This window comes from Granulicatella sp. 20925_1_28 (assembly GCF_041433575.1).
Taxonomy (GTDB): Bacteria; Bacillota; Bacilli; order Lactobacillales; family Aerococcaceae; genus Granulicatella.
The window spans coordinates 70,004-96,037 of sequence record NZ_JAPWBS010000003.1; the positions used below are offsets into that span (position 1 = coordinate 70,004).

General features: G+C 42.3%; 24 protein-coding genes and 1 other annotated feature. Of the genes, 11 read left to right on the plus strand and 13 right to left on the minus strand.

Annotated features, from left to right (window positions below; translation table 11 throughout):
- Nucleotides 1–923: 923 nt before the first annotated feature.
- The 5 genes from O3793_RS02925 to O3793_RS02945 are packed head-to-tail and all read right to left on the minus strand — an operon-like array spanning nt 924 to nt 2,766.
- Nucleotides 924–1,271: a hypothetical protein gene (locus tag O3793_RS02925; protein WP_371445506.1), complete on the minus strand. Its 348-nt coding sequence runs from the start codon at nt 1,269–1,271 to the stop codon at nt 924–926.
- 35 nt (nt 1,272–1,306) lie between these two features.
- Nucleotides 1,307–1,657, minus strand: a complete 351-nt coding sequence (locus O3793_RS02930) for a hypothetical protein (protein WP_371445508.1) — start codon at nt 1,655–1,657, stop codon at nt 1,307–1,309.
- A 23-nt stretch (nt 1,658–1,680) separates the two neighbouring features.
- Nucleotides 1,681–2,007, minus strand: a complete 327-nt coding sequence (locus O3793_RS02935; RefSeq protein WP_371445509.1) for a hypothetical protein — start codon at nt 2,005–2,007, stop codon at nt 1,681–1,683.
- A 30-nt stretch (nt 2,008–2,037) separates the two neighbouring features.
- Nucleotides 2,038–2,370, minus strand: coding sequence for a glucuronide permease (locus tag O3793_RS02940; RefSeq protein ID WP_371445511.1), 333 nt, complete (start codon nt 2,368–2,370; stop codon nt 2,038–2,040).
- Between the two features lie 15 nt (nt 2,371–2,385).
- Nucleotides 2,386–2,766 (minus strand): hypothetical protein, encoded by a 381-nt coding sequence (locus tag O3793_RS02945; protein WP_371445512.1) that lies wholly within the window; start codon nt 2,764–2,766, stop codon nt 2,386–2,388.
- 107 nt (nt 2,767–2,873) lie between these two features.
- Here O3793_RS02945 and O3793_RS02950 point away from each other — a divergent pair, with 107 nt between their 5' ends.
- Nucleotides 2,874–3,587: a YaaA family protein gene (locus tag O3793_RS02950; protein WP_371445514.1), complete on the plus strand. Its 714-nt coding sequence runs from the start codon at nt 2,874–2,876 to the stop codon at nt 3,585–3,587.
- A gap of 39 nt (nt 3,588–3,626) precedes the next feature.
- On the opposite strand, the gene O3793_RS02955 is transcribed toward O3793_RS02950, so the two are convergent.
- The 3 genes from O3793_RS02955 to O3793_RS02965 all read right to left on the minus strand — a co-directional run bounded on the left by O3793_RS02955 (nt 3,627) and on the right by O3793_RS02965 (nt 5,735).
- Complete coding sequence (locus O3793_RS02955) at nt 3,627–4,367, minus strand: MerR family transcriptional regulator (protein ID WP_371445515.1); 741 nt, start codon at nt 4,365–4,367, stop codon at nt 3,627–3,629.
- Nucleotides 4,368–4,763: 396 nt separating this feature from the next.
- A complete protein-coding gene (locus O3793_RS02960; protein ID WP_371445517.1) occupies nt 4,764–5,177 on the minus strand; it encodes a peptide deformylase in 414 nt (137 codons plus the stop codon).
- Nucleotides 5,178–5,189: 12 nt separating this feature from the next.
- On the minus strand, nt 5,190–5,735 hold the full coding sequence (locus tag O3793_RS02965) for a TetR/AcrR family transcriptional regulator (protein WP_371445519.1): 546 nt from the start codon (nt 5,733–5,735) through the stop codon (nt 5,190–5,192).
- A gap of 137 nt (nt 5,736–5,872) precedes the next feature.
- Between O3793_RS02965 and O3793_RS02970 the strand changes: the two genes are divergently transcribed.
- Both O3793_RS02970 and O3793_RS02975 read left to right on the plus strand, forming a co-directional pair.
- A complete protein-coding gene (locus tag O3793_RS02970) occupies nt 5,873–6,574 on the plus strand; it encodes an ABC transporter ATP-binding protein (RefSeq protein WP_371445521.1) in 702 nt (233 codons plus the stop codon).
- A 14-nt stretch (nt 6,575–6,588) separates the two neighbouring features.
- Nucleotides 6,589–10,044: an FtsX-like permease family protein gene (locus tag O3793_RS02975; protein ID WP_371445523.1), complete on the plus strand. Its 3,456-nt coding sequence runs from the start codon at nt 6,589–6,591 to the stop codon at nt 10,042–10,044.
- A 734-nt stretch (nt 10,045–10,778) separates the two neighbouring features.
- Here the strand turns inward: O3793_RS02975 and O3793_RS02980 are convergent.
- A complete protein-coding gene (locus tag O3793_RS02980) occupies nt 10,779–11,387 on the minus strand; it encodes a class I SAM-dependent methyltransferase (protein ID WP_048782208.1) in 609 nt (202 codons plus the stop codon).
- Between the two features lie 435 nt (nt 11,388–11,822).
- Nucleotides 11,823–13,139, minus strand: coding sequence for a branched-chain amino acid transport system II carrier protein (brnQ, locus tag O3793_RS02985; RefSeq protein WP_371445525.1), 1,317 nt, complete (start codon nt 13,137–13,139; stop codon nt 11,823–11,825).
- A gap of 168 nt (nt 13,140–13,307) precedes the next feature.
- On the opposite strand from brnQ, the gene O3793_RS02990 reads away from it, so the two are divergent.
- The 4 genes from O3793_RS02990 (at nt 13,308) to O3793_RS03005 (ending at nt 17,471) form a co-directional block, all read left to right on the plus strand.
- Nucleotides 13,308–14,246: a nucleoside hydrolase gene (locus O3793_RS02990; protein WP_371445527.1), complete on the plus strand. Its 939-nt coding sequence runs from the start codon at nt 13,308–13,310 to the stop codon at nt 14,244–14,246.
- Between the two features lie 125 nt (nt 14,247–14,371).
- A complete protein-coding gene (locus O3793_RS02995) occupies nt 14,372–14,833 on the plus strand; it encodes a DNA starvation/stationary phase protection protein (protein WP_371445529.1) in 462 nt (153 codons plus the stop codon).
- 634 nt (nt 14,834–15,467) lie between these two features.
- Nucleotides 15,468–16,526, plus strand: coding sequence for a PTS transporter subunit IIC (locus O3793_RS03000; RefSeq protein WP_371445531.1), 1,059 nt, complete (start codon nt 15,468–15,470; stop codon nt 16,524–16,526).
- Between the two features lie 18 nt (nt 16,527–16,544).
- Nucleotides 16,545–17,471 carry a 2-dehydropantoate 2-reductase gene (locus O3793_RS03005; RefSeq protein WP_371445533.1) on the plus strand — a complete coding sequence of 309 codons (927 nt, stop codon included), beginning with the start codon at nt 16,545–16,547 and terminating at the stop codon, nt 17,469–17,471.
- Nucleotides 17,472–17,672: 201 nt separating this feature from the next.
- On the opposite strand, the gene O3793_RS03010 is transcribed toward O3793_RS03005, so the two are convergent.
- The 3 genes from O3793_RS03010 to O3793_RS03020 are packed head-to-tail and all read right to left on the minus strand — an operon-like array spanning nt 17,673 to nt 19,781.
- Entirely contained in the window at nt 17,673–18,365 is a 693-nt protein-coding gene (locus O3793_RS03010) for a 5'-methylthioadenosine/adenosylhomocysteine nucleosidase (RefSeq protein WP_371445536.1), read from the minus strand.
- Between the two features lie 3 nt (nt 18,366–18,368).
- Complete coding sequence (locus tag O3793_RS03015) at nt 18,369–19,253, minus strand: MetQ/NlpA family ABC transporter substrate-binding protein (RefSeq protein ID WP_371445538.1); 885 nt, start codon at nt 19,251–19,253, stop codon at nt 18,369–18,371.
- A gap of 54 nt (nt 19,254–19,307) precedes the next feature.
- Complete coding sequence (locus tag O3793_RS03020) at nt 19,308–19,781, minus strand: S-ribosylhomocysteine lyase (RefSeq protein ID WP_371445540.1); 474 nt, start codon at nt 19,779–19,781, stop codon at nt 19,308–19,310.
- Between the two features lie 66 nt (nt 19,782–19,847).
- Nucleotides 19,848–20,068, minus strand: a binding site (T-box leader).
- A 289-nt stretch (nt 20,069–20,357) separates the two neighbouring features.
- Between O3793_RS03020 and O3793_RS03025 the strand changes: the two genes are divergently transcribed.
- The 4 genes from O3793_RS03025 to O3793_RS03040 all read left to right on the plus strand — a co-directional run bounded on the left by O3793_RS03025 (nt 20,358) and on the right by O3793_RS03040 (nt 25,976).
- Entirely contained in the window at nt 20,358–21,125 is a 768-nt protein-coding gene (locus O3793_RS03025; RefSeq protein WP_048782198.1) for an ABC transporter ATP-binding protein, read from the plus strand.
- Nucleotides 21,118–23,088 carry an FtsX-like permease family protein gene (locus tag O3793_RS03030; RefSeq protein WP_371445542.1) on the plus strand — a complete coding sequence of 657 codons (1,971 nt, stop codon included), beginning with the start codon at nt 21,118–21,120 and terminating at the stop codon, nt 23,086–23,088. Before O3793_RS03025 ends, O3793_RS03030 begins: the two co-directional genes overlap by 8 nt.
- A 166-nt stretch (nt 23,089–23,254) precedes the next feature.
- Nucleotides 23,255–24,022, plus strand: coding sequence for an ABC transporter ATP-binding protein (locus tag O3793_RS03035; RefSeq protein ID WP_371445544.1), 768 nt, complete (start codon nt 23,255–23,257; stop codon nt 24,020–24,022).
- Nucleotides 24,015–25,976 carry an FtsX-like permease family protein gene (locus O3793_RS03040; RefSeq protein ID WP_371445545.1) on the plus strand — a complete coding sequence of 654 codons (1,962 nt, stop codon included), beginning with the start codon at nt 24,015–24,017 and terminating at the stop codon, nt 25,974–25,976. Before O3793_RS03035 ends, O3793_RS03040 begins: the two co-directional genes overlap by 8 nt.
- Nucleotides 25,977–26,034 lie beyond the last annotated feature (58 nt).

The window sequence follows — 26,034 nt, forward strand, 5'->3', positions numbered from 1 at the left end:
AATTCCTACGTCCCCTAATTCGTTTTAATGCTTAGTCCCACTATTTTTTCAATAAACTGATTCTTTTCGTTTATCCTCCAAACCAGTTCTCGCAGAATCCAAAGAAATAAATAGATTAATGGGTTATAAATCTATTCAATACAAATTTACAAAAAACGAGAGGGTCTGGCTTTTGAACGATATTAATTTACTTCGTCAACCACCGGAACATCCGCGACAGAGGGTGCTTTTCATTGAGGTGGTGATTCGTCGCTAACAACAGGATACGAAGGCGAACGCTTAGGCCAGAATCATTGGACTGATATGCCGCAAGGGACTCGGAACGAGTCGTGCGGACATATCAGGAAATGGACGTCTGGCCTGTGAGCCTGAGTTCAACTACGGAACATCCGCGACATGGGGTGCTGTAACTTTTTAAACTGCTTAGTGGGGTGCTAGAAATAGGAAAAGACTCGCCACGCGAGTCTTTGGTTGATTTAAAGTTAGTTGGATAAGGCGTAGTGGAAGAAGGCGAAGCATATAGTTTGGATGAAAAAGAAGAAGAGGTTTAGTTTATTTTTTTCTTTATCAACTAAATAAATGCCGGTATAGCATAGGAGGCAACCGATCGTCCAGGGAATAGTAAGGTATTGTTTAAGCCAGGGAATAGTATTAGAACTATAAAAAACGAAATAAGCAAGTGCTTCAAGGATTGCGCCGCCAAGAATGAGGCATAAGCCAGCTTTAGGCTTTTTGAGGATAAAAACTGCTATCAATCCGTAGAGTATATGGTAGAGAGGAAAGACGTAGACAATAAATCCAAAAAGAAAAATATAATAGAATAGTAAAATCATAATCATATCTCCAAATATAAAATGTGCGAAGCGTACTAAAAAGGTCTTCTACTCTATTATAAATGAAATAGCAGTGGAAGACCCGTTTTTTTAATGATATGGGATGTTGTAGGAGAAATAAAGAATCACAAGGACAAAAACCATCGTGAAAATACGGATGATTTGTCCGGAAATCGTATCTTTATGAGTGTTATCATACCAACTAACTCCGATGAAACAGCAGATAGAACCGATAATCCAAAGAATGATTCCCATTGGTTTAATGGGCATAAACATTGCAGCAGACAAACCGGTGAGTGCTCCGCCGATGCACATCAAGTAGCCTTGTGGCGCCCCATAATCTTCTGAAAACATTTTTAACCCTTTCGAAGCATTGAATGCTCCGAAGAAAAAAGCGATAACAGCAAGCTCTTGTAAACTTATGATTAATCCGAGCATATAAAGTTCCTTTCTTTAAACAATTAACAGTTCAATCATGAATGAAGTGAAAATATCGAAAATAGTGCCAATGTAATAATCGCTGCAACCGTCATACTAAACAAATAAGACAGTGGAATGTAATCTTTTTTTTCTTCATGATTCATTTCAGCTCCGCGACAATATAACACTATGCTGATAAACCAAGCTACTAACGAGAGAGGATAGTAAAGAAATAGCAATGGAATTGTACCGAAAGAACAGAGTATGCTCATGTAAATATAGTTATTTCCAGGCGTATTCTTTTTTCTAAAATTAGCTATTAAGCTAATAGTTAAGTTTAATAGGGAGTAACCGATAATCATGTATATTAAGTTATATAAAACATCCAATTCAAAGCCTATCATCAAAGGACCTCCTTTCTATCCCATCATGCATTAAGTAACAGCAGAAAGACTGCAATAAGGGCTCCGAAAGTTACAATAATAAAGTAAAACGTTGGATCGGAATCATCGTTTGCTTCATGATTCTTTTTAGATCCGATGAAATACAATACCAGTCCGCCAATCCAAGTCACTATTGAAAGCGGATAGGAACCGAATAGCATTGGAAGGGTGATGATAGAACAGAGTGCGCTAAGGAAAATATAGTCGTTTCCAGGCGTATTCTTTGTTCTGAAAAAAGCGAATAAATTGAAAAGAGTGTAAATAATGATACTGAGTACTAAGAAAAATAACTTTATTAATAAATCCCACATAAAAAAATCCTCCCTAAGATGCAAACCGCATTAAACGAGCGCCAATCCAAGTGTGAGAAGGACTGCGATAGTGATGCGGATAGCGTGATGTGATTTGTTGATGTTTCCTTTTTCTTTTCCGTTCATATAGGCTCCCACGCAGCAAAGCGTTGCCCCAAGGATCCATGTTAGGAATGGAATTCCAGGTAACACTGCGAGTAATGGGATTGTAGGAAGTGCGATGAGCCCTCCTGCAAAAATGAGGATGTTTCCTGTTGTTTTGTCTCCTTTTAGAAGAGCGGCTCCTCCTGCAAGTAGATGGATGAGCGCGAATGTGACGATAAAGAAACTAAGAATAAAGAAGATGATGAATACATAGCCCATAGGAGGCCCTCCTTGTTAAGCGATAATCATTAAAAATGTAATAACGAGTGCAACGATGGCACGTGCTTTGTTTGGGTCTTTAATTTTATCTGGAAATGGATTTCTATTGACAAAGCAGACAACAAACTCAAGCATTTGGTTTTCTGTTTTATAGGATTTTTCGTGCTGGTTGTTCCAATAGGACGCGTATAACATGACTGCCCAAGCTATAATCCAGATGATATATCCGCCAACTGATTTTTGATAGATCAGGCGGACGGAATGAAGAGCAGTGACTCCTCCAAAGAATAGTAGGAAGTTTGCAAGTGAATATTTTTGCGTTCCAATCGTATAGACTCCAACGCTGATGAATGGTAATAAGTAAAATAAGGCGATGGAATTGATGATAACGTGCATAGAATTCTCCTTTTAGTTGATAGTATTCAGTATAAATTGCTCCTTGTGTTTTGTCAAAATACGGCGGGTAGGGTACACTAAGGGGGACAATGAAAAGGAGTGCCGAGATGAAATTAATACTATCGCCTGCAAAGGAAATGAATTGTGACGCATTAGAGGAACGCGACTGGGAAGTGAGCCCGGCTGCTGCGAAGGTGGTCGAAGCTGTGCGTGCGGTGCCTGAAGAGGACCTTGCGCGAGTGCTAGGGGTCAAAGGGAAGTTGCTCGACGAAAACAAAGCGTTTATCGAAGGGTGGAAGGTAGCAGAGTCTGCGCCTGCCATTGAACTCTATAACGGTCTGGCGTTTCGCTGGTTGAAGCAAGTAGAGGGATGGAGAGAAGGCTTAGACTATGGAAGCGAGCATGTGCGCATCTTGTCTGCGCTATATGGAGCTGTGACACCTGATGCTTATGTGAAGCCGTATCGTTTAGATATGCTGAGACCATTGCGCGTGGACGGAAAGAGCTTGAAGGCTTATTGGAAAGCGGAGTGGGCCGAGTTGTTCGAAGAAGGTGAAACGGTGGTGAATTGTGCTAGTGATGAGTTCAGCACCTTACTCGACCGCTCTCGTTACAACTGGGTGGACGTAGAATTTTACGAACGCAAAGACGGCAAGTTGAAACAACACTCTACGACGTCGAAAAAAGGGCGTGGGTTATTGGTTGGTTTTGCCATGCACGAACAAGTAACAGACGTGAAGCAGTTGGAGGCTTTTAGCGAAGACGGATTTGCTTATGATGCGGAACTATCCACACCAGAAAAATTGGTATTTGTAAGATAAAAATAGAGGAGTAGGACAAGTGTCTTACTCCTCTTTTGCTTATTTTCTCTCCTGTGCGACATAGGCTTGAATCGCGTCGCAAGCGTATTGTCCAACGCCTTTGCCGTATTTATCCAAGTTCGTTCTGAACTCTTCGTTTTTCGCGTAGCCGAATCCGATGCTCGAGAAGACATCGATCGAGCAGTCGAAGGCATAAGTGCACATGTGTTGGTGCAGTTGTTTGGCTAAGTCCACGTTTTCGGCAGCTGTTGCTGGTAGGCCTTTTTCGATATTATCCGCGAATGCGAAGAAGATGTTGTTGAAGCCGTCTGCAACGATTTCTTCCTTGCCTTTTTGTCTTTCTTCGGCCTCGTTCATCACGGTTTCGCCGTATTTTTCAGTCGCGGCCTGTTTATATTTCTCGTTATCCTTGAAGGTGAACCCTTTGAATTTTTCTTCGGTTGTCATCGTCATTTTCCTTTCCGTAGACGCAATCGTCTTTTCTAATGTGTCGATTAATGTTAGAAGACGGTCTTTTTCTTTCTGCATTAAATTCAATTGATGTTTTAAGTGTGGCAACAGATTATCCTCGTCTTGCTTCATGAGGGACTTTATCTCTTTCAGCGGAAATCCCAAATATTTATAGTAGAGAATCGTCTGCAATTGGGACAATTCCTCGTCGCTGTAGTAGCGATATCCATTTTCCTGTTTCTTCGGGGAAAGCAATCCAATTTCGTCATAGTGATGTAAAGTGCGCACCGATACACCACTGATTTCACTTACTTGCTTGATTAAATACATAACCTCAACTCCTAACACTAGATAGTGTAACCTATTACGTTACGTCAGAGTCAACTCTTTTCTCTTTTTTCTTACTATACGAAACGAAGAAGATGACTACACCGCCGTCGCAAGGAGCACATCCCGCCTTCCCGGCACAAGCCTCCATCCTCGTCCATTAAGAAGCGCAAAAAATACGATTACGGAAGTTTGCGTTTCCGAAGAATCGGACAGATTCTATAGAAGCAATAGTGGGGAATCGCATTGAATGCGAATAAGAGAGCGTAGGAATTGATTTCGTACGCTCTCTTTGAGGCTTCAAAGGTGAGAGACTATAGGCTCGAACCGGTGCCCCATTATCGCTTCTATGAAGAAATCCGTCACGATTCGAAGGAAACGCAACTGAAGTTGCGAATTTTATATGAGAATACCTTCTAGATGATCCATTTCATGTTGGATGACTTGCGCCGTGAAGTCGGTGAACGTTCCCGTATGCTTCTTGCCGCTCGGGTCGGTGTAGGCTACTTCAATCGTTTGATAGCGCGTCGACTTCTTCGTGCCCGTATGGCTCAGACATCCTTCTTCCGTTTCATATGGTCCCTGCTTTTTCGTAATACGCGGGTTCAGCATCACCAAATCCATCGGACCAATCGCTACAATAATAATGTTCTTCTTCACACCAATCATATTCGCTGCCATCCCTACACAGCGTTCACGGTTCGCACGAAGCGTATCTTGCAGGTCGCTGACCACTTGCGCATCTATTTTCGGGTCGGCAGCCGTTGATTTTTGGCTCAGGAAGAGTGGGTCTTTCATAATAGTCTTTTGCATGAGTTTTCTCCTTTATACGGTCATTCTTAAAAAGATTTTTGCGATTTCTTCAGGGGTTTCCACGCCGCCTTTTTGAATCCAATGGAAGAAAATCGCGCTATTGCTATAGATAAACACTTCTTGCGCGTAATCGTCTGGCAGCGGATAGACCATCTCGATATTTTTCTTAATCGGTCCAATTTGGCGCGTTAATTCCAGCAGAAAGTCGTGGACGAGTTTAGCCGTATAGTTGAATCGATTCAAGGTCATCGCGTGAACAAAATCGAAGTCTTCCTTTAAATACTCGAAGATTTTCACGATACCAGGAAAGGCCTCTTGTTTATTTTTTGGCTGGCCTTCTTTTAATAGGGTCAAGATGTTTTGCAAAATCTCGTCGATGAGCTGGTCCATCATATCGAATTTATCGACATAATGGAGATAGAAGGTTCCGCGGTTCACGCCGGCTTCTTTAGTAATGTCACTGACGCTAATGGTTTCGAAGTCTTTTTCCCTCAGTAATCGGGTGAGTGCTTCTTTTAAATCGCTTTTCGTTGTGGTTTTTCGTTTTTGCGTTGGCATTTTTAAAACTCTTTTCTTAAATCAACATATTGTTGATTATTGTGTATTGTTTTTTCGCTAGTCCTATTATAAAGTATAGACGAACAAGAATCAACACACTGTTCATTTAACAGTGTTGAGAGAAATGAGGGATAGACATGGCGTATATCGAAATGAAGAATAGCTATAAACGGTATCAAGTCGGCGATACAGAGATTATCGCTAATAATGATGTGAATTTTGAAATTGAAAAAGGAGAGTTAGTCATTATTTTAGGGGCCAGTGGTGCAGGGAAATCGACGGTCCTCAATATTTTAGGAGGCATGGACACGAACGATGACGGACATGTGTTTGTCGACGGCGTGGACATTTCCGCTTTTGATGAAAAACAACTCACTTATTATAGAAGAGATGATGTTGGTTTCGTCTTCCAATTTTATAATTTAGTGCCGAACTTAACGGCAAAGGAAAATGTGGAACTGGCGGCTGAAATCGTAAAAGACGCGCAAGATGCAGAGGAAGCCTTGAAGGCAGTCGGACTTGGACACCGCATCAATAATTTTCCAGCGCAATTATCGGGTGGGGAACAACAACGCGTTTCCATCGCACGTGCGGTTGCGAAGAATCCAAAACTTTTGCTTTGCGATGAGCCAACAGGAGCGCTCGACTACCATACAGGGAAACAAGTGCTTCAAATTTTACAAGATATGTCGCGTAACCAAGGGGCGACGGTCATTATCGTGACGCATAACTCTGCGCTTGCGCCTATTGCGGACCGCGTGATTTATATGCATGATGCGCGCGTGAAGAAAATCGAATGTAACCCAAATCCACAAGATATTCAAACGCTTGAATATTAGAAGGGGTGAGGATAGTGAAAAAGAAGACATTAAACAAGGATATCCGCAACGCCCTTCGCCAGTCGAAGGGACGCTTCCTCTCTATTATGCTCCTCATGATGCTAGGGGCGTTCAGTTTGGTCGGATTGAAAGTGTCTGGTCCAGATATTGAAGACACCTTGAACAGCTATATGGAGCAGGCCAATGCTGCGGATTTATTCGTGGTGGCAGGCTATGGGTTGAGTTCGGAAGACCAAGCCGAGATTCAAGAAGAAAACGCCGAAGTGGAGTTTGGCTATTTTGTCGATACGGTGGTTGGTGATACGCCGAGTGCGATTCGTTTGTTCTCACAGACGAAGGATATTTCGACGTTCGAGTTGGTGAGTGGCGAGTTTCCTACGAAATCAGGTGAAGTGGTGCTTGCCCAAACGATGGCGGATCAGTACAAGATTGGCGATACGATTCGCTTGAATGAATCCGGAAGTAACACTCTACTGAAAGAACATGAATTTACCATTACTGGGTTTGTACAATCCAGCGAGCTACTCTCGAAGACGATTAAAGGAGTGTCGAGTGCGGGGAGCGGTGACCTTAGTGGGTTTGCCGTAGTGCCAAAAGACGCGTTCGATTCTGAAGTTTATACGATTGCGCGACTTCGTTATCCGGATTTACGCAAATGGAAAACAACGAGCCGTGAGTACTCGGATAAGGTAGTGGAGTTGCAACAGGCGCTAGAAGAAAAGTTGGCCGACAATGGAGCGGCGCGCTTAGATTCGTTAAAGACGGCGGCCGACGATAAGATTTCAGAAGGAAAAGAAAAAATCGCCGATGCCAAATCGCAACTCTCGGACGCCGAGAAGAAATTAGCAGACGGCAAGAATGAAATCGAAAAGAACGAAAAGACGTTTGCAGACGGGCAAGAAGAAGTGCGTAGCAATGAAGAAACGATTGCTTCAGGAGATGCGCAGTTAAACGCGGCGTGGAATCAGTTGGAAGCAAGCCGTGTGCAGCTCGAGAGTGCCCGTGTGCAAATCGAACAAGCCGTGGCGACTTTAGCCGAAAAGAAAACACAACTAGATGATGCAAGTGCCCAGTTAACAGAGGCTGAAACGCAACTTGCTGCCAAAAAAGAGGAGCTTGCAAGTGGCCGGGAGCAGCTTGAAGCCGGAAAAACGCAATTAGCGCAGGCGAAAGCGCAACTAGAAACAGGTAAGGCAGACCTCGAAACGAAGAAGACAGCCTTAGCGCAAGGGAAGGCGCTTCTAGCGAGCGACCCGGATGCTGCTGCGGCACAAGGCATTACCGAAGCAAGCCTTCAAGCGATGGAGGCGGCTTTAACACAGGTGGAAGCCCAGCTCACTCAAACAGAACAGGCACTGAATGCCAAAGAACAAGTGCTCGCTCAAAAAGAACAAGAACTTGTAGCGGGGCAAACGGCGATTTCAAACGCTGAAGCCGAACTCGCATTGAAGAAGCAACAATTAGTCGCAGGGCAAGAAGCGTATCAACAAGGTTTAGCGAAGTATTACGCTAGCTACAGTCAGTACGTGGATGGCCTTGACCGATACCGCGAAGGAGTGGCAGCCTTTGAAGCTAACGCTGGAACATTAGAAGAAGGCAAGGCCAAACTAGCCGAAGCCAAGAAGACGTTGGCGGACGGTGAAGCCAAACTCGCGGATGCCAAAACGCAGCTGAAAGAAAGCGAAGAAACCTACAACGAGAAGAAAGAAACAGCCGATAAGGATATCCAGAAGGCTGAATCCGAACTCGAAAAGGCGGAAGTGGACGTTTCAAAACTTACGAAACCGAAATACTCTGTCTATACACGTTCGACGATGCTTGGAAGCGAAGGGTTCTTCAATATGAAGACGACAGCTGAAGGAATTACGTCGGTGGGGAACCTCTTCCCGATTGTGCTTTATGCCGTGGCCGCACTCGTGACGGTAACGACGATGACGCGTTTTGTAAACGAAGAACGAATCAACGCTGGGGTGTTGAAGGCGCTCGGCTATGAAACAAAAGACGTGATGAAGAAATTTGCCGTGTATGGTTTTACAGCAGGGGTTAGTGGCACGGTCCTTGGAATCTTACTAGGAACGTACGCCTTGCCAAGTGCATTGGGTGCGACCTTGATGAAGGATACGGTATTGCCAAGTATCCAGTTGAATTTCCATCCACTCATCGCCGTGATTGCGATTGTTTGCTCGCTCATTTGTAGCGTGGTGCCTCCATTATGGATTGCTCGCCGCGAACTTCATGAGCAAGCGGCCGCCCTTCTCTTGCCGAAAGCTCCCGTGGCTGGGGCGAAGATTCTCCTTGAGCGCATTCCGTTCATCTGGAATCGTCTCAGCTTCACGCATAAGGTGACGGCACGGAATATTTTCCGTTACAAACAACGCATGCTCATGACGATTTTCGGGGTGGCTGGGAGCGTGGCGCTTCTCTTTGCAGGGCGTGGAATTCTCGGGTCTCTTGATGGAATTGCCGATCGCCAGTTCAAGGAAATTATTACGTATGATGCGATTGTTTCAAAAGACACGGTGTTAACGGCCTCAGAAGAAGCGGCTTTACACAACTATTTAAGCTCTTCAAGCGTGACTTCTTATAGCGATGTTTATAGCGAGTCGGTAACGCGTGAAGTGCCAGGCGTGGATGATGAGCAGTCCGTGACGGTGCTTGTTGGCAAAGAAGCCAGCATTTCTCCGTATCTTCATTTGAATGATGCGAAGTCGAAAAAAGTCGTGACGCTTCCTGCAGAGGGCGTGTTGATTTCCGAGAAATTAGCCAAACTCTTAAACGTGAAAGCAGGCGACAACTTTACGCTTCCGAATAAGGACGGTGTGGATGTGACGTTAACGGTTGGAGGTATCGTGGAAATGTACGCTGGCCACTTCATCGTAATGACACCAGAAGTGTACGCCAAGACATACGGAGCAGTGCCGCAAGACAACGCGATTTTCGTACAGTTTATAGACAAAGACGCTGCTAGCGTACAAAAGGCAGCCGCGGACTTAATGGGCCTAGGCGGTGTGAAAGCCGTCGTGCAAAATACGTCCATGGTGAGTCGTATTGATACGATTGTCGCTTCATTAAGCCGTGTGATGATGATTTTAACGGCCGTATCGATTTTATTAGCAGTCGTTATCCTATATAACTTAACCAACATCAACGTTGCTGAACGAATCCGCGAGCTCTCGACGATTAAGGTGCTCGGGTTCTTGAACAAAGAAGTGACGATGTATATTTACCGCGAAACGATTTTATTATCGGTCATCGGGATGGGTGTTGGCATTTTGTTTGGGCGAGTGCTGCATAGGGTGATTATTGAGACGGTGGCACCGGGGTTTGTCATGTTCAATCCCGCTGTCGGATGGTTTGTATATGTGTTGCCATGTGTGATTGTGATTGTCATCTTGGTTGCGCTAGGGTATATGGTGAACCATCTCCTCCAACGCATCGATATGCTAGAAGCCCTCAAGTCTGTGGACTAGGGAAAGCTTTGCTTTTGTGACGAACGTCAAAAATCCTTGCGGATATTTCAATTATAGTAGTTAGTCGGGCACCGGATTGAGCCTAGGTCTCAATCCTACCAAGCCTCAAAGAGCCACAGGGCAATCAATTGCCTTGTGGCTCTATTTCGCATTGGTTGCTTTTCCGTACAACTACTATGATTGATCCGCAAGTTTTTCCGTTCGTCACTGCAAAGCTTCCACAGACTTGAAGGCACAGCGTATGATAATTCCCACATCCCAATCAAGTTGACAGATACAAATCCTCCTTTTTTTAAGAGGAGAGCTGTAGATTTTTTTCTTTGCTTCTTTTTATGCCACAGACTTGGGGTTCTGCATTTGGAGCAGGGTTCGCATATACTGCAAGGCAACGATATACAAACCGTCCTTTTTAAAGAGAGGGGCGGCTGTGGATTCCGTTCGTCACCGCAAAGCTTCCACAGACTTGAAGGTGTTGCGTATGATAATTCCCATATCCCAATCAAGCTGACAGATTATCAAGCGTATAATCACCTCGAGTTTAGTATAATAAAAGAAGCCATCGATTGATGACTTTCTCAGTGGGCTCCCTATCAGTACCTATCTAGATGTTAGCTTTTCGTCACCCGCTACAGTTGACAGAGAGCCAGAATAGCTACTGTCTTATCTCTTTCTTTACTTAAAGCCTTGATAGACTTGACAAATGGAAGAAAATAACTCTATTAAATAACTATAAATTAATCAGCATCAACGCTGATAGCTTTATACACAATGTATAAAACCCAATTTTGATTCTGCCTCACTTCAATTTTTGCAAAGCCAACATTTTTTAAAATATTATCCAACGCATGAGTTGCAGTATATTCTGGCATATGATAATTTATTTTTTCTTTTTCGCAAGCAATAATTAAAGTGGAGTGGCTAGACATGACCCGATAGATCTCCAGAAAGCCTTTTTTTAAATCATCCCAGAAAATATGTGTTTGAATGGCAAATACAAGGTCAAAGTAGTCATTTTGATAAGGTAGCGCGTCTACATTTCCAATCCTAAGATGAACATCACCATTTTGTATAGCATCTGAATTAATTCGTTTTGCAACTTGATAAGATTCCTTAGAAATGTCAATGCCATGAATTTCAAGATGCTTATTCAAAGCAAGGAGATTTTTGATGGTGCTGCCACCTCCATAGCCGATTTCTAAAACTCGACTATTATCTATAATTGTAGTTTGTTTTATTGTCCAAAGGCTAAGCTTTTTAAAATAGGAAGTCCAAATTTTCGCAATCACCTGGCCTACAATACCACTAGGTTTTTTAGATTGATTAATAAGATATTGAATGAACATTTTAGATACCTCTCCTTTAGGGGGATTTTTGAAAGAATATTAGATAAAATTCAAAATATGTAGATAGTAGTTCTTGTATAGTTGCTAAAATCATGGTCACAAATATATCATTTAACATTTCTTTAGGTAATGTTAAATGATATGATTTTAATTCTTCTGGGTTATTAAAATGCTTTTTATAAATTGTTTATCTTGCGATACATGCCTCAGTTGCAATCTCAGGAAACGAAAAAAGCGATTGATTTGGAAATTTAAAAGCCAGTCTCAAAAATGCGTTAATAATATTTTTCCTAGTTCCTTTAGTCATTTAATAATCTTCATAGAAACTATTATAAACTTTTTTTATGAAAAAATACTACAGTTTGTAGTGGGAGCATTATTTTTTTGAAAATTCTATACAAATAGTAAAAAAACGGAGCTGAGAGGCTCCGTTTTTTAATCAAATTCAAGTTGTTTTGGTTTTAGGATGGCGGCTAGAATTGTAAAGATAAGGGCGCCGACAAAGGTTGGGACAATCCACTCTAGGCCATATGTGGCTAGTGGGAAGGTGCCAATTAATTTGACTGCGTCTCCTAGTAGTTTTCCACCTAAAAGTTGTGAGAGGGTGTTGATTCCTTGTACGAGGCCGACGATTCCGGCTCCAACTACTGCTCCAAGATACGTCCAATCGTATGGGATGTATTGGTCGAAGGCAGAGAAGAGAATCAAGGCAATCATAATCGGGAAGATAAATGTCAACACTGGAACAGCTAAGTTGATGAGTGAATCCACCCCGACAAGTGAGATGATGAATTCCACTGCTACAGTGACAAGAATCGTTTTCTTGTAGGAGATTTTTCCTTTAGACACTTCTTCGAAATACTGACCGCAAGTGGTTGTCAGTCCAATCGCAGTTGTGAGGCAGGCGAAGCAGACAGCCAGTCCCATCGCGAGTTGTCCCCATGATCCGAGTAAGTTCTTCACGATGGTTGTCAGCATTGCGGCACGTTGCGCAGTTGAATCGATGACAGTGCTCATGCTGGCTCCGCTGTATGCCAGTGTTGAGTACACTAATGCGAGTAAGATGAACGCCACGATTCCAACGCCGAACATCATTCTGAATTGTTCTTTTTTGTTTAAATACCCACGGCGCGTAATATCTTTCATCACGACTCCGGCTAAGAGGGGCGCTCCGAGTACATCCATGGTTTGATATCCTTCTTTAAATCCTTGAGCAAATAATCCAGTTCCGTCTGTTGTGGCAAATGTTGCATCTGGTTGAACGATAGCGGCCACGAAAATACAGAAGAGGATAAATAGAAGTATCGGTGTTAAGTATTTTCCGATAGCATCCATTACGGAGTTTTCCTTATACGTGATCCAGAGGACAATCCCGAAGAATACGAGCGAAGTGATCCATTGTGGTGCGCTTGGGAAATACGATTGTACGAAGATTTCGTGCGTGGATGCTCCGGTACGTGGAACGGCGAAAATCGGTCCGATGAGGAGGACACAAATTGCAGCAAGGGCGCTAGCAAAAAGTGGATGAACTCTGCGTCCGACGTTTAGTGCACTTCCGCCAAGAGCCGCCACAACCATCACGGCAATAATCGATAATAGTGGGTCGCTAATGAGGAAGGCAAGGGTCGCAATTCCCCAGTTTTCTCCAGCTGTTACGCCGAGGTAAGGTGGGAAGATTAAGTTTCCGGCACCAAAGAAGATGGCGAACAGGGCAAATCCTATAATAATCGTATCTAATAATTTCTTTTTCATTGAGTCACAGCCTAACATTAAAAAATGATTAGAAACAGTGTACCATAAACTTCTCTCGAATGCACTAAAAAATAAAACCAAACATTATGTTAAATAGTTTATTTATCGTTCGTTTTTAGGTATAATAAAGCGTGCAAGAAAACCATTTTAAAGGAGCGTAACTCATAAATGCGTAAAGTTTATTTAAACCACGATGGTGGCGTAGATGATTTAGTATCATTATATTTACTATTAAAAATGGAAGACGTGGAATTAGTAGGAGTCGGCGTTATCGAAGCAGACTGCTATTTATTACCAGCGGTGGAAGCCAGCAAGAAGATTATTCATAAGTTCGGTTCTGAAAAGGACAAACAATTGAAAGTCGCTTCTTCAGACTCACGCCCTGTGAACCCATTCCCGAAAGAGTGGAGAATGCATGCCTTCACAGTGGACGCACTTCCAATCTTAAACGAACATAAACCAATTACGGTGCAAGATTCACCATTAAAAGCGCACGAAGATTTAATCCGTGCCTTAAAAGAATCCAACGAGAAAGTGGACCTTGTATTCGTAGGACCATTAACAGACTTGGCACGTGCGTTAGACCAAGACCCAACCATCGAAGAAAACATCGGTAAACTGTACTGGATGGGTGGAACTTTCCTTGATATGGGGAACGTGGAAGACCCTGAACACGACGGCACTGCAGAGTGGAACGTGTACTGGGATCCATTTGCGGCAAAACGCGTTTGGGAATCAGGCATCCAAATCGAACTTGTGGCGCTTGAAAGTACAAACATGGTGCCATTGTCTCTAGATGTTCGCGACCGCTGGGCAAAAGAACGTGCCATCGAAGGTGTTGACTTCTTAGGTCAATGTTACGCCATCGTTCCGCCGCTCACTCACTACGTAACGAACTCAACTTATTTCTTATGGGACGTATTAACAACCGCTTCATTCGGTAAAGAAGACCTTGTAAAACGTTCTGTTGTGAACAGCGACGTAATTGTGGCAGGTGCTAGCCGTGGCCGTACCGTCAAAGCCGAAAATGGCCGTCCAGTCGACCTTGTCTACCACGTCGACCGCGATGCCTTCTTCGACTACATCACTGATTTAGCGAAAAAATAATGATGAAAGTGCAGGGAAAATTTCCTGTACTTTTTCATGTATTTCTATTGACAACGTTCCAAAACGGGAGTATACTATATTCATAGTTTAGAATAATTCTAAATTAGAAACAGGAGGTAATAAATATGTCAAAAGAACAAACAAAACAAGTATTAAATCAATTAGTGGCTGATTTAAGCCAACAATCAGTAATCGTACACCAAGCTCACTGGTACATGCGCGGTGCAACATTCATAACAATGCATCCATTAATGGATCAACACATGGAATTATTAGACGCTCAATTAGATGAAGTTTCAGAACGTTTAATCACATTAGGTGGAGCTCCTTATTCAACTTTACGTGAATTTGCCGATAACACTAAGATTGCCGATGCCAAAGGAAACTACAGCGACAGTATGGAAGACCGCATCCGTCATTTATTAGTAGGTTACCGTTACTTAATCGACCTTTACCAAAAAGGTATCGACGTAACAGGTGAAGAAGGCGACGATGTAACACAAGATATCTTCATTGGTGCAAAAGGCGCATTAGAAAAATTAGTTTGGATGCTTTCAGCAACAATCAACGAAGCACCAGGATTATAATTCTAAAGAATCCATGGCTGGACAATTTGTCCAGCCTTTTTCTTTTGCCCAAATTTTGAAAATTATCATATATGATAATTACCATATATGATAAATTCACCAACGTAATGTTCCGAAGTGTAACCCCACCTAATCAGCAAATCGTTAGAAAGCACTCTTTCTCTTGGAACTTATCCCACCATAACGAAGCTTTTATAAGCTTGGCTTTAACATCCTTCGCAGCACAGTGATATTTTCAGAAGAATCAAGATAAAAGACCGTAGGCGTTTTACGAATATAAATTCACTAAACAGAGATTACGAAGAATCATACGGATCCTATAATCGCAGTGGTGGGGAATCGTATCAAATGCGAACTAAAGGGAGTTAGGAATTTATTCCTTACTCCCTTTTTGAGGCTTTGAAGGTGAGAGACCTAAGGCTCGAACCGGTACCTCACTACAGCGATTATGGAAACATCCGTACTGATTCGTAGTAATCGAAATCTTCTTTTATGAATACTAACTTTATTTTTTGCAGAAAAATGTAACGACCTACGGTCTTTTGTTTTATTTTGCATTTTTAGCTAAAAATATCACAATAGAAGCGGGGTGGTATGCTATAATAAAGCCAATCTTATGAAAGGTGGAAGGTTTATGGAACAAAAGAAATACAGCGGGAAAGAGTTCACGATGAACGTCCTTAACGCACTTGCATTAGGCGTGGTCGTTACACTTATCCCAGGAGCATTACTTGGTGAATTAGTGAAGGCATTATTACCAGTATTCCCACAAGGCCAATTAATCATCCAAGCAACCCAAGTGGCCAATACATTAATGGGGGCAATCATCGGATTGATGGTCGGCCAATTCTTCAAATTCACCCCAATTCAAACAGGAGCACTTGCACTAGCCGTTTTATTTGCTGGTGGTGTAGCAACTTTCAATCCTGACGTTAAAGGAATCATCTTTAGCGGTACAGGGGACATCATTACGATGGGGCTTACTGCAGCATTAGGAGCAGCAGTCATTTTATGGATTGGCAATAAAGCCAAAGCGTACTCTATTATCGTGATTCCAACGGTGTTATTAGTCGTTGTTGGTGGGGCGGGACGTCTTGCTTTACCATACATCAAAACTTTAACAACATTATTAGGACAAGGAATCGCAACATTATTAACATTACAACCAGTTATTATGTGTTTATTATTAGCCGTTATTTTCTGTATGTTAATTGTTTCTCCGTTTACAACAGTAGGGATTGCCGTGGCAATTAGTCTTAGCGGTGTAGGTTCAGGGGCAGCAAACCTTGGAATCTGTGCAGCTGGGTTCGGTCTTGCGATTGCTGGATGGAAAGTGAATTCAAAAGGAACGGCGATTGCGCATTTCATCGGTTCACCAAAAATGTCAATGGCGAATGTGTTGGCAAAGCCAAAAATCTTATTACCAATGATGTGTACATCTGCCGTACTTGGTGTGTTAGCAGCTTTATTTAACATCCAAGGAACACCTCAAAGTGCAGGGTTCGGTTTCAGCGGACTAGTAGGGCCCATCAATGCGTTGAACTTAGCAGAGGGTGGATGGAGTGTGATGAATATCGTTATCGTGATACTCATTTTCGTCGTAGCGCCAATCGCGTTGAACATCGTATTCGTTCATTTATTCGAAAAAGTGTTAAAATGGATTCAACCAGAAGATTACAAATTAACCGTTTAATAGAAAAGGGGAGTTAAAATGAAAATCGCAATTGCGGGTGCAGGAGCAATGGGGTGCCGTTTCGGGTACATGTTAACAAAAACAGGGCAAGAGGTGACGTTGATTGACGAATGGCCAGCGCATATCGAAGCCATCCAAAAGAATGGATTGAAAGTCGTTGATGGAGAAAACACGGATACGATTGATATCAAAATTATTCGTCCAGAAGAAGCAACTGAAGAAGTTGATGTAGTCATAGCATTTACAAAATCAATGAAACTAGGCGAAATGCTTGAAAAGATTAAAGCAATTATCCATGAAGATACAAAAGTGCTTTGTCTTTTAAATGGTCTAGGACACGAAGACACTATGGCGAAATACGTTCCTCGTAAAAACATTATTATGGGGGTAACGATTTGGACTGCGGGGCTAATCGAACCAGGGGTAGCGCGTCTAGGCGGAACTGGTACGGTGGAAATGCAAGCGGCGGACCCAAGTGGTGTTGCGATTGCTAAAGAATTAGTAGAAGTGATGGACAAAGCAGGCTTGAACGCAAGCTACAGCGAAGACGTTCATTTCTCAACATGGCGTAAAGCGTGCGTGAACGGTACGATGAACGCGACATGTGCCATCTTAGATGCAAATATCGGCGAAGTATTCGATACTTCAACTGCCGAAGCTATCGTAACGCAAATCATCAGTGAATTCGTTGCCGTTGCGGAAAAAGAAGGCGTGCATCTTGATCCAGCTGCGATGAAAGATTATGTGTATACGGCTTCTAATAAAGTTCGCGGACACTATCCTTCAATGCACCAAGATTTAATTCAAAACCACCGCTATACTGAAGTGGACTTCTTGAATGGATTTGTGGCTAGAAAAGGGAAGGAATATGGTATTCCAACACCTTACTGTCAATTGATTACAGAGCTTATCCACGCAAAAGAAGATATTTTGAAAGTAAAATAGTAGAGAAATAAAAGAACAACTCAAAGAATCAGTTTGTTATTGAAAGAGTCATAGTGGGCACCGGCCAGGGCCTCCCGTTCTTTCAATCAACTGATTCTTTTTTTTGCATCAACTTACAGTAAGACAAAGAACACACAAAAAGGAGCGAGGATTAGCCTGCGCTCCTTTTTATGTTTAGCAGTTGCGTAAATCTAGGGAGATTTATAGGAAATGTTCAACGATAATACGCACTGCTTCGAATGCGTTTTGAGATGCTTTTTCGAGTGTTTCCTCGAAGGTATCAGGGGCATCTCCTCCCACATGGTCGCTCACACCACGCACGTTTAGTACGGGAATGTTATAGAAGCTAGCCACTTGTGCAATAGGAGCAGCCTCCATATCGCTTGCGACGATGTCTGGTAATTTTTCGCGAATCGTAGTAACGGCGTCTACCGAACTCATAAACGAGTCACTTGTTGCGATAAAGCCAGTTTGGATGTTAAATCCACTCACTTTTTCGCGCAGAAGTTCTACAATTTTTCCGTGTAAATAAGTATCTACAGGATAGTCGGCTGGCATCTGAGGGACTTGTCCCCACGCGTAGTCGAAGCCAGTTGCATCCACGTCGCTATAGGCGAATTTTGTAGAAACGATGACATCGGCCAAGTCGAATGCTGGATTAAAGCTTCCTGTTGTCCCAGTGTTAATAATGATGTCAGGATGAATTTTGTCGCATAACCATGCAGCAGCGGCAGCGGCATTGGCTTTTCCAATACCTGACTGTACAAGATATAAGTTCTCGTGTACTTCTAGGAGTCGGATAGGGCCTTTTTCAAAGACCACTTTGCCTGGTGCGAAATGTTCGTCGAACGGATGCAACTCTTCTTTCATCGCTGCAACGATAGCAATCTTCATGAATTATTTACCCCACACTTCAGAAACAGGTTTCTTCACTTCCACTTTTGTTCCTGCAAACTTCTCAGAAATGTATTTTTGGATTTCTGGGTCGTGGTAGAGGTCCACTAATTTTTTGTATTCTTCTTTATCGGCATTTTCTGCTTTCACGGCAATCACGTTGATGCTTGTGATCGTAGATGCGTCTGCTTTTTCATAGAAAAGGGAGTCTTTCAATACGTTTAAACCACCTTCAAGGGCGATGGTGTTTCCGATAGCGATTAAATCAGTGTCGTCTAATACACGTACGCTTGTAGTGTCATCGATCAGTAAGAATTCAAGATTTTTCTTGTTTTCTACGATGTCGCTAGGAGTGCCAGTGCCATCTTTGAAGTCACTTGGTAATTTAATTAAACCAGCGCTTTCTAATAAGCGTAGCGCACGAGTAGTGTTATATGGACTGTCTGGTAAAGCCACTTTCGCACCGTTTGGTAGGTCGTTTAGTGATTTTACCTTTTTAGAGTAAAGCCCCATTGGTTCAATATACGTAGTGCCAACTGGAACGACTTTGTTTGAGTTGGCTTCGTTAAATCCTTTTAAGTAACCGATAGATTGGAAGGCGTTGGCGTCAACTGTTCCGTCAGCCACGCTTTCGTTTAATGGCACACCGCCGTTAATTTCTTGGACTTCGATTTTTAGACCTGCTTTTTTCGCTTGTTCAGACTCAGCGATGTATCTCCAGATGTCTGCATCAGAGCCTACAGAAGCGATTTTGACTGTTTTAAGTCCTGACTCAGAAGCTTGCGAACTTTGTGAGCTTTGTGAACTTGAAGCGTTGTTTCCGCAAGCGCCTAAGACGAATGCAGTAGAAAGGGCGATTAGTGATTTAGCGATAGTTTTTAATTTCATATTGGGGGTTCCTCCAGTCTAGGTGTCTAATGTTTCTTACTGAATGACAATTGATTAAATAACTTTGCGAACGAATGGGTCAATGCTGATGCCTTGTTCTAAGACTTGTTTAGCATATTCTTTCGCACCGAATAATGAGTGGTCGCGGTAGTTTCCGCATTGTACGGCAGAGACGCCTTGAATATCTTCGAATTGAATCTTTTCGACGATTTCTTCAAGTGTTGATTTCAATGCGCGTGCGATATCTTCAGGAGAACGTTCTTCCCAAAGGATTAAATGGAAACCAGTACGGCATCCAAATGGAGAGATATCGATGATGCCTTCTAAGCGGTCACGTAAGAGGTCCGCTAGTAGGTGTTCGAATGTATGAACGACACCTGTTGGCATTTCTTGTTTATTTGGTTGTAAGAATCGGATGTCAAAGTTTGAGATGACGTCGCCTTTCTTACCATGTTCGTTTGCGATTAAGCGAACGTAAGGTGCAATCACCTTGTTATGGTCTAGTGTAAAGCTTTCTACTTCAGCCATGTTGATTTCCTCCTAAGTGTGTTTTCATGAAACGAAAATAAAAAAGCCCGTACTTCTAGCGCTTGCTAAAAGGACGAGTTGCAGTCGTGGTACCACCTTTGTTCGTCTTCGGGGGAGAAGACCTTTTCCGTCTAGACGGATAGTTGATAACGGGAGTACCCGGATTGTCTTAAAGTTTCGGACAAGCTGCTCAAAGATTATGTTCAAAAATAACGACTTGCTTACTCGCACCAACCGTAAGCTCTCTATGAAGTTTTATTTTTTACTCTTCTTTTCATTGCGTTTCGATATGTTATAAAAACAGGATACTGGTATCTGGGTGAAAAGTCAATGTGAAAAACATACTTTTTGGTATATTTATTATTTATAGTTCGCTATTCTTAATTTTTATAACGAAAAACTAGATTTAAAAATTGTTTTGTTCGTGTTTTGGTTGAGTTTGGTTGGCGTGCTGTCAATTTTATTAATTTTTACGCAAAAAAAATCTCTAGATTGGAAAGATTATAGAATAGAGTGAAAAGTTTCACGCTATACAGTATAATGAAGCTATCTATAAAACAATGAAGGGTGACAACAATGACATTATTAGATGTACAACACGTACAAAAAGTTTATCAAACACGTTTTGGAGCCGCTGAAGTGACTGCGTTAAAAGACATTAACTTCTCAGTAGAAGAAGGCGAATATGTGGCAGTCATGGGGGAATCTGGTTCTGGTAAAACAACGCTATTAAATATTTTAGCGACACTAGACCGTCCAACAGATGGAACTGTGCTTCTAAACGGGGAAGACATCCAAAAGATTTCTGATAAAGTATTAACGGAATTCCGTCGTGACCACTTAGGGTTCGTATTCCAAGACTTCAACTTATTAGAAACATTATCCGTGTATGACAATATGGTATTGCCACTTGTGTTAGCACGTCGTCCAATCGACGAAATGGAAAAGAAAGTTCAACCAATCGCTGAAATGCTAGGCATCGAGGACTTATTGAAGAAATATCCATATGAATTATCTGGAGGTCAACAACAACGTGTGGCAATCGGCCGTGCGATGATTACAGACCCAAGCTTACTGTTAGCCGATGAACCAACAGGGGCGTTGGACTCAAAATCAGCCAGCAATACATTAGACTTATTCGATAAAATCAATCAAAACGGACAAACGATTTTAATGGTAACACACAGTACAGTTGCCGCAAGTCGTGCCAAACGCGTTCTTTTCATTAAAGACGGTTTAATTTACAACCAATTATACCGTGAAGGAAGAACGGACCAACAAATGTTTGAATTAATCTCAGAAACATTAACTGCGATGGCAAACAGAGGTGAGGAACATGTTTAATCTACTGCGTTCCATGGCGATTACGAACTTACGTAAGAACCGTGCTCTCTATGTACCATTTGCACTCGCAACCGTAATGGTAACGGTGGTGCTATATGTAACGAACGCCCTTGCTGCAACGCCAGAGTTCGCTCATCTAGAAGGTGGGTCAGCGATGGCCAAAACACTTAGCTTTGGGTTCGTGATTGTTCAAATCGTCTCCCTTGTGGTCGTACTTTATGCGAATGCCTTCGTGATGAAAAACCGTGCGAAAGAATTCGGTTTATACGGCATTCTCGGTCTTGACCGTAAGAATATTCAATTGCTCAGTTTGATTGAGTTAGTTGTCTTTGCCGCTTTAAGCATCGGTCTAGGGTTAATCCTTGGTGTGATTTTCCATGCGGCATCATTTGCGATTCTATTGAAACTCATTCAATACGATATCGGTATTAAATATTCGTTCCAATTCGGAAGTATTATTGCCGTTCTGTTAACGATGGTGGCCATCTTCGTTCTTGTGTTCTTTTTAAATGCAGCGAAGATTTACATGAGCCGTCCGCTTGAGTTATTAAAAGAAAAGAAAAAAGGGGAGAAGAAAGGCCGCGCCGTTACGGTTCGTGCCATTATCGGTCTAGGACTTCTAGGGTATGCATACTATATGTCTCAATCCATCGAGTCTCCGGTTAAAGCTCTTTTATACTTCTTCTTAGCCGTATTATTAGTAGTGATTGCGACTTATATTTTATTCGACGCGGGTTCGATTGCGCTTCTATCCATCTTGCAAAAGAATAAGAAGTTATTCTATAAACCAACGAACTTTATTTCGATTTCAAACTTGCAATTCCGTATGCGTAAAAATGCTGCCGGACTTGCCAGCGTGTGTATCCTTTCTACAATGGTACTTGTTACAATGGCGACAACCGTAGCGCTTCAACGTGGGACAACAGCCAGACTCGATAGCAACTATCCAACAGATTACTCTGCTGTTGCTTACTTTGTTTTAGAAAAGGATATGGATCAATATCCTCCAATCGTTCAAAAGATTAAGGAACAAACGAAAGGTCAATTGAAAGACGAGAAGACATTCTTAAACGTGCTTCGTTTCGGTCAACGTACGGAGAATGGATTCGACTTTGCGAATGTGAACTCAGGAGATAGTCCTGCAGCGATGTTCACCCTTGTTTCAGTGGACCAATATAATAAGATGTTTGGGACGAACTACACGGTTGGCGATAAAGAAATGATTGTCGGCCATATTAAAGGGGACGTTAAACAAATTTCAGAAGTAAAGACGTATTCGGTTGTGTATAACGCGACGATTACCGTCAAAGAGATGATTGATGGGACTCCATACGCAAAAGTGATGCCGCAATTACCTTATGTGGCGGATAATCAGTATGTGGGGATTGTAAAAGATCCAATGCAGTACTTAAACCCAGTGGCTGGGCAAGCGATGTATTACTTTACTTGGAATACCAATACGCCATTTGAGTTACGTGATGCTGAATGGGCTGCGTATAAGAGCGTGAAGAGTCAATACAAGGCAGATGCCATGTCGTTAAGCAGTAAGAATGAAGAGGCTAAAACGCTATATGCCTTCATGGGAAGCTTGCTCTTAGTAGGGGCACTTCTTTCTATCGCATTCTTCATCGGTGCAGTACTTGTCATTTACTACAAACAAATTTCTGAAGGATACGAAGACCGTGACCGTTTCGTTATCCTACAAAAACTCGGTATCGATCAAAAGACCATCAAGAAATCGATCAACCGTCAAGTGTTAATTGTATTCTTCTTACCGCTTGTCACAGCGTTTATCCATACAGCGTTTGCCTTCAAGATGTATCGTAAGATTATCGAACTCTTCGGGGTTGACGGCAGCGTCACATTAAACGCGACAATTGTGATTGGTGCGATTTTCGTAGTCGTCTATCTCATCGTGTACCAAATCACTTCACGTAGTTACTACAGAATTATTAAACGTTAATCAATTCCAACTCCAAAAGAGGTTTCCGTGCGAAGCCTCTTTTTTGTGTTTTTTTCAAAGTGACAAAAATGTAAGAAACGGGGATAAAATGATAGGATAGTGTCATGATTTCCCTTTACGAGTGGACTATACTAAGGTCAACAAATCAAAGTAAAGGGTGAAAACAATGACATTATTAGATGTACAACATTTACAAAAGAACTATCAAACGCGCTTTGGAGCAGCTGAAGTAACAGCGCTCAAAGACATCAGCTTCTCGGTTGAAGAAGGCGAATATGTAGCCGTGATGGGGGAATCGGGTTCAGGGAAAACAACGCTCTTAAATATTTTAGCGACACTTGACCGTCCAACTTCTGGCACAGTCTTTTTAAACGGAGAAAATATTCAAAATATCTCTTCTAAAGTTCTTACGGAATTCCGCCGCGACCATTTAGGGTTCGTGTTCCAAGACTTCAACTTATTAGAAACTTTATCGGTCTATGATAATATGGTGTTGCCGCTCGTACTCGCTCGTCGTCCGATTTCAGAAATGAAGCAAAAGGTCGAACCGATTGCGCAAATGCTAGGGATTAAAGATTTACTGAAGAAATATCCTTATGAACTATCAGGCGGGCAACAACAACGTGTGGCGATTGGCCGTGCGATGATCACAGATCCAAGTTTGTTATTAGCCGATGAACCAACTGGAGCGCTTGACTCAAAATCAGCTAGCAATACTCTCGATTTATTTGATAAAATTAATCAAAACGGACAAACGATTTTAATGGTAACGCACAGTACGGTTGCTGCTAGTCGTGCCAAACGAGTTCTTTTCATTAAAGACGGCTTGATTTATAATCAGTTATACCGTGAAGGAAGAAGTGATCAACAAATGTTCGAGTTGATCTCAGAAACATTAACTGCGATGGCAAATAGAGGTGAAATCCATGTTTAAACTCATTTTTTCGATGGCGACATCGAATCTAAAAAAGAATCATTCGTTATATTTGCCGTATGCACTGACGACCATAATGGTAACGATGATTCTCTATATCACACACGCCTTATCTGCGATGCCGGAACTTTCCACTCTTCGTGGAGGGGGAGCCATTGCGCAAACATTGGGCTTTGGGGTTATCGTGGTTCAGCTCGTGGCACTCTTAACGATTCTTTACGCGAATGCCTTCGTGACGAAAAATCGATTAAAAGAATACGGCCTATATAGCATCCTTGGACTCGACCGAAAAAACATTCAATTGTTAAGTTTCATTGAATTGCTTCTATTCTCAGTGGTCAGCGTGGGGCTAGGGATTGTGCTTGGAATCGTGTTCCATCGCTTCTCGTTTGCCGTTTTATTGAAGCTCATTCGAATTCCAATCGGCATCGAGTATTCGATGCAACTCGGTAGCGTCGGTTTTGTACTGGTTTCGATGGCGTTTATTTTCGGAGTTGTCTTCTTCTTAAATGCGACAAAGATGTACATGAGCCGTCCGTTAGAAATGCTTTCTGAAAAGAAAAAAGGAGAAACGAAGGGACGCTTTATCCTTCTTCGCGCACTCATTGGTGCAGGGCTTCTCGGGGGCGCGTATTATATGTCGCAAACGATTGAAGCACCTGTTGCAGCGCTATATTCCTTCTTCGTAGCGGTTCTATTAGTTGTTTTAGCAACGTATATTTTATTTGACGCAGGGTCGATCGCGCTCCTAACTCTTTTGCAGAAGAACAAACGTCTCTTTTATCAACCAACGAATTTTATTTCGATTTCGAATTTAAAATTCCGTATGCGTAAAAATGCGGCGGGTCTTGCAAGTATTTGTATTTTATCAACGATGGTACTTGTCACATTAGCTACAACGGTCGCTTTGCAAACAGGGACAGCCGATTTATTAAAGAAAAGCTATCCAACAGATTATTCGGCAACGGCATTCGTCGAAGATGCTTCTACGATTCGCCAACTTTCAGAACAAATCAGCAAGATGAAGGCGCAATCGAAAGGCACCGTTACCAATGAAATGAATTATCTTAGCGTGCTTCGTGCTGCAAAGAGTATGGAGGGCGGTGTGGACATCGAGGGGGTATATCCGGGAGATAGCCCAGCTGCGTTCATTACTTTCCTCTCTGCGGATGATTACAATCGTATTTTTGGAACGAACTATCATCCAAATGACAACGAAGCCGTTCTAGGTCTTGTCAAAGGAGACGACAAAAATGTTTCGGCAATCCGTGTGAACGGACAATTAACGCTTCAAGTCAAAGAGATGATGGCTACTAGCGACTTTAAAGAAAAATTGCCACAATTGCCATATGTTGCGGACAACGTTTATGTAGCCGTTGTAAAGGATCCGACAAAGATGATAGACGGTAAACTTGGCCGTGGATTCTATTATGCATTGTGGAATACATCGACAGATACATCGGCTAAAACAGAAGAGTTTGAGGCCTACGCCAACGTGATTGAAGCAAGCAATGACGATTCCATCACGGTTGGAAGTAGAGAGGATGCGGCCAAAGACATCTACGGATTTATGGGAAGTTTACTCTTTGTAGGGGCACTTCTTTCCGTTGCGTTCTTCATCGGTGCAGTTCTTGTCATTTACTACAAACAAATTTCTGAAGGGTACGAAGACCGTGATCGTTTCGTAATCCTACAAAAACTCGGTATCGACCAAAAGACGATCAAGAAATCCATCAACCGTCAAGTGCTAATCGTATTCTTCTTGCCGCTTGTGACAGCGTTTATCCATACCGCATTTGCCTTCAAGATGTATCGTAAGATTATTCAGCTCTTTGGGGTTGACGGTAACGTAACGCTAAACGCGACAATTGTGATTGGTGCCATCTTCGTAGTGGTGTATCTCATCGTGTACCAAATCACGTCACGTAGCTACTATAAAATTATTAAACGTTAATAGATTTTGTTCACAAACCATGAAGTGTTTTAGTAGGAAACCCTACTTTAAAAAGGTT

Excerpts from the sequence above, each read along its gene's own strand:
- O3793_RS02925 (WP_371445506.1), bottom strand. The coding sequence starts at position 1,271 with ATGCTCGGATTAATCATAAGTTTACAAGAGCTTGCTGTTATCGCTTTT.
- O3793_RS02930 (WP_371445508.1), bottom strand. The coding sequence starts at position 1,657 with ATGATAGGCTTTGAATTGGATGTTTTATATAACTTAATATACATGATT.
- O3793_RS02935 (WP_371445509.1), bottom strand. The coding sequence starts at position 2,007 with ATGTGGGATTTATTAATAAAGTTATTTTTCTTAGTACTCAGTATCATT.
- O3793_RS02940 (WP_371445511.1), bottom strand. The coding sequence starts at position 2,370 with ATGGGCTATGTATTCATCATCTTCTTTATTCTTAGTTTCTTTATCGTC.
- O3793_RS02945 (WP_371445512.1), bottom strand. The coding sequence starts at position 2,766 with ATGCACGTTATCATCAATTCCATCGCCTTATTTTACTTATTACCATTC.
- O3793_RS02950 (WP_371445514.1), top strand. The coding sequence starts at position 2,874 with ATGAAATTAATACTATCGCCTGCAAAGGAAATGAATTGTGACGCATTA.
- O3793_RS02955 (WP_371445515.1), bottom strand. The coding sequence starts at position 4,367 with ATGTATTTAATCAAGCAAGTAAGTGAAATCAGTGGTGTATCGGTGCGC.
- O3793_RS02960 (WP_371445517.1), bottom strand. The coding sequence starts at position 5,177 with ATGCAAAAGACTATTATGAAAGACCCACTCTTCCTGAGCCAAAAATCA.
- O3793_RS02965 (WP_371445519.1), bottom strand. The coding sequence starts at position 5,735 with ATGCCAACGCAAAAACGAAAAACCACAACGAAAAGCGATTTAAAAGAA.
- O3793_RS02970 (WP_371445521.1), top strand. The coding sequence starts at position 5,873 with ATGGCGTATATCGAAATGAAGAATAGCTATAAACGGTATCAAGTCGGC.
- O3793_RS02980 (WP_048782208.1), bottom strand. The coding sequence starts at position 11,387 with ATGTTCATTCAATATCTTATTAATCAATCTAAAAAACCTAGTGGTATT.
- brnQ (WP_371445525.1), bottom strand. The coding sequence starts at position 13,139 with ATGAAAAAGAAATTATTAGATACGATTATTATAGGATTTGCCCTGTTC.
- O3793_RS02990 (WP_371445527.1), top strand. The coding sequence starts at position 13,308 with ATGCGTAAAGTTTATTTAAACCACGATGGTGGCGTAGATGATTTAGTA.
- O3793_RS02995 (WP_371445529.1), top strand. The coding sequence starts at position 14,372 with ATGTCAAAAGAACAAACAAAACAAGTATTAAATCAATTAGTGGCTGAT.
- O3793_RS03000 (WP_371445531.1), top strand. The coding sequence starts at position 15,468 with ATGGAACAAAAGAAATACAGCGGGAAAGAGTTCACGATGAACGTCCTT.
- O3793_RS03005 (WP_371445533.1), top strand. The coding sequence starts at position 16,545 with ATGAAAATCGCAATTGCGGGTGCAGGAGCAATGGGGTGCCGTTTCGGG.
- O3793_RS03010 (WP_371445536.1), bottom strand. The coding sequence starts at position 18,365 with ATGAAGATTGCTATCGTTGCAGCGATGAAAGAAGAGTTGCATCCGTTC.
- O3793_RS03015 (WP_371445538.1), bottom strand. The coding sequence starts at position 19,253 with ATGAAATTAAAAACTATCGCTAAATCACTAATCGCCCTTTCTACTGCA.
- O3793_RS03020 (WP_371445540.1), bottom strand. The coding sequence starts at position 19,781 with ATGGCTGAAGTAGAAAGCTTTACACTAGACCATAACAAGGTGATTGCA.
- O3793_RS03025 (WP_048782198.1), top strand. The coding sequence starts at position 20,358 with ATGACATTATTAGATGTACAACACGTACAAAAAGTTTATCAAACACGT.
- O3793_RS03030 (WP_371445542.1), top strand. The coding sequence starts at position 21,118 with ATGTTTAATCTACTGCGTTCCATGGCGATTACGAACTTACGTAAGAAC.
- O3793_RS03035 (WP_371445544.1), top strand. The coding sequence starts at position 23,255 with ATGACATTATTAGATGTACAACATTTACAAAAGAACTATCAAACGCGC.
- O3793_RS03040 (WP_371445545.1), top strand. The coding sequence starts at position 24,015 with ATGTTTAAACTCATTTTTTCGATGGCGACATCGAATCTAAAAAAGAAT.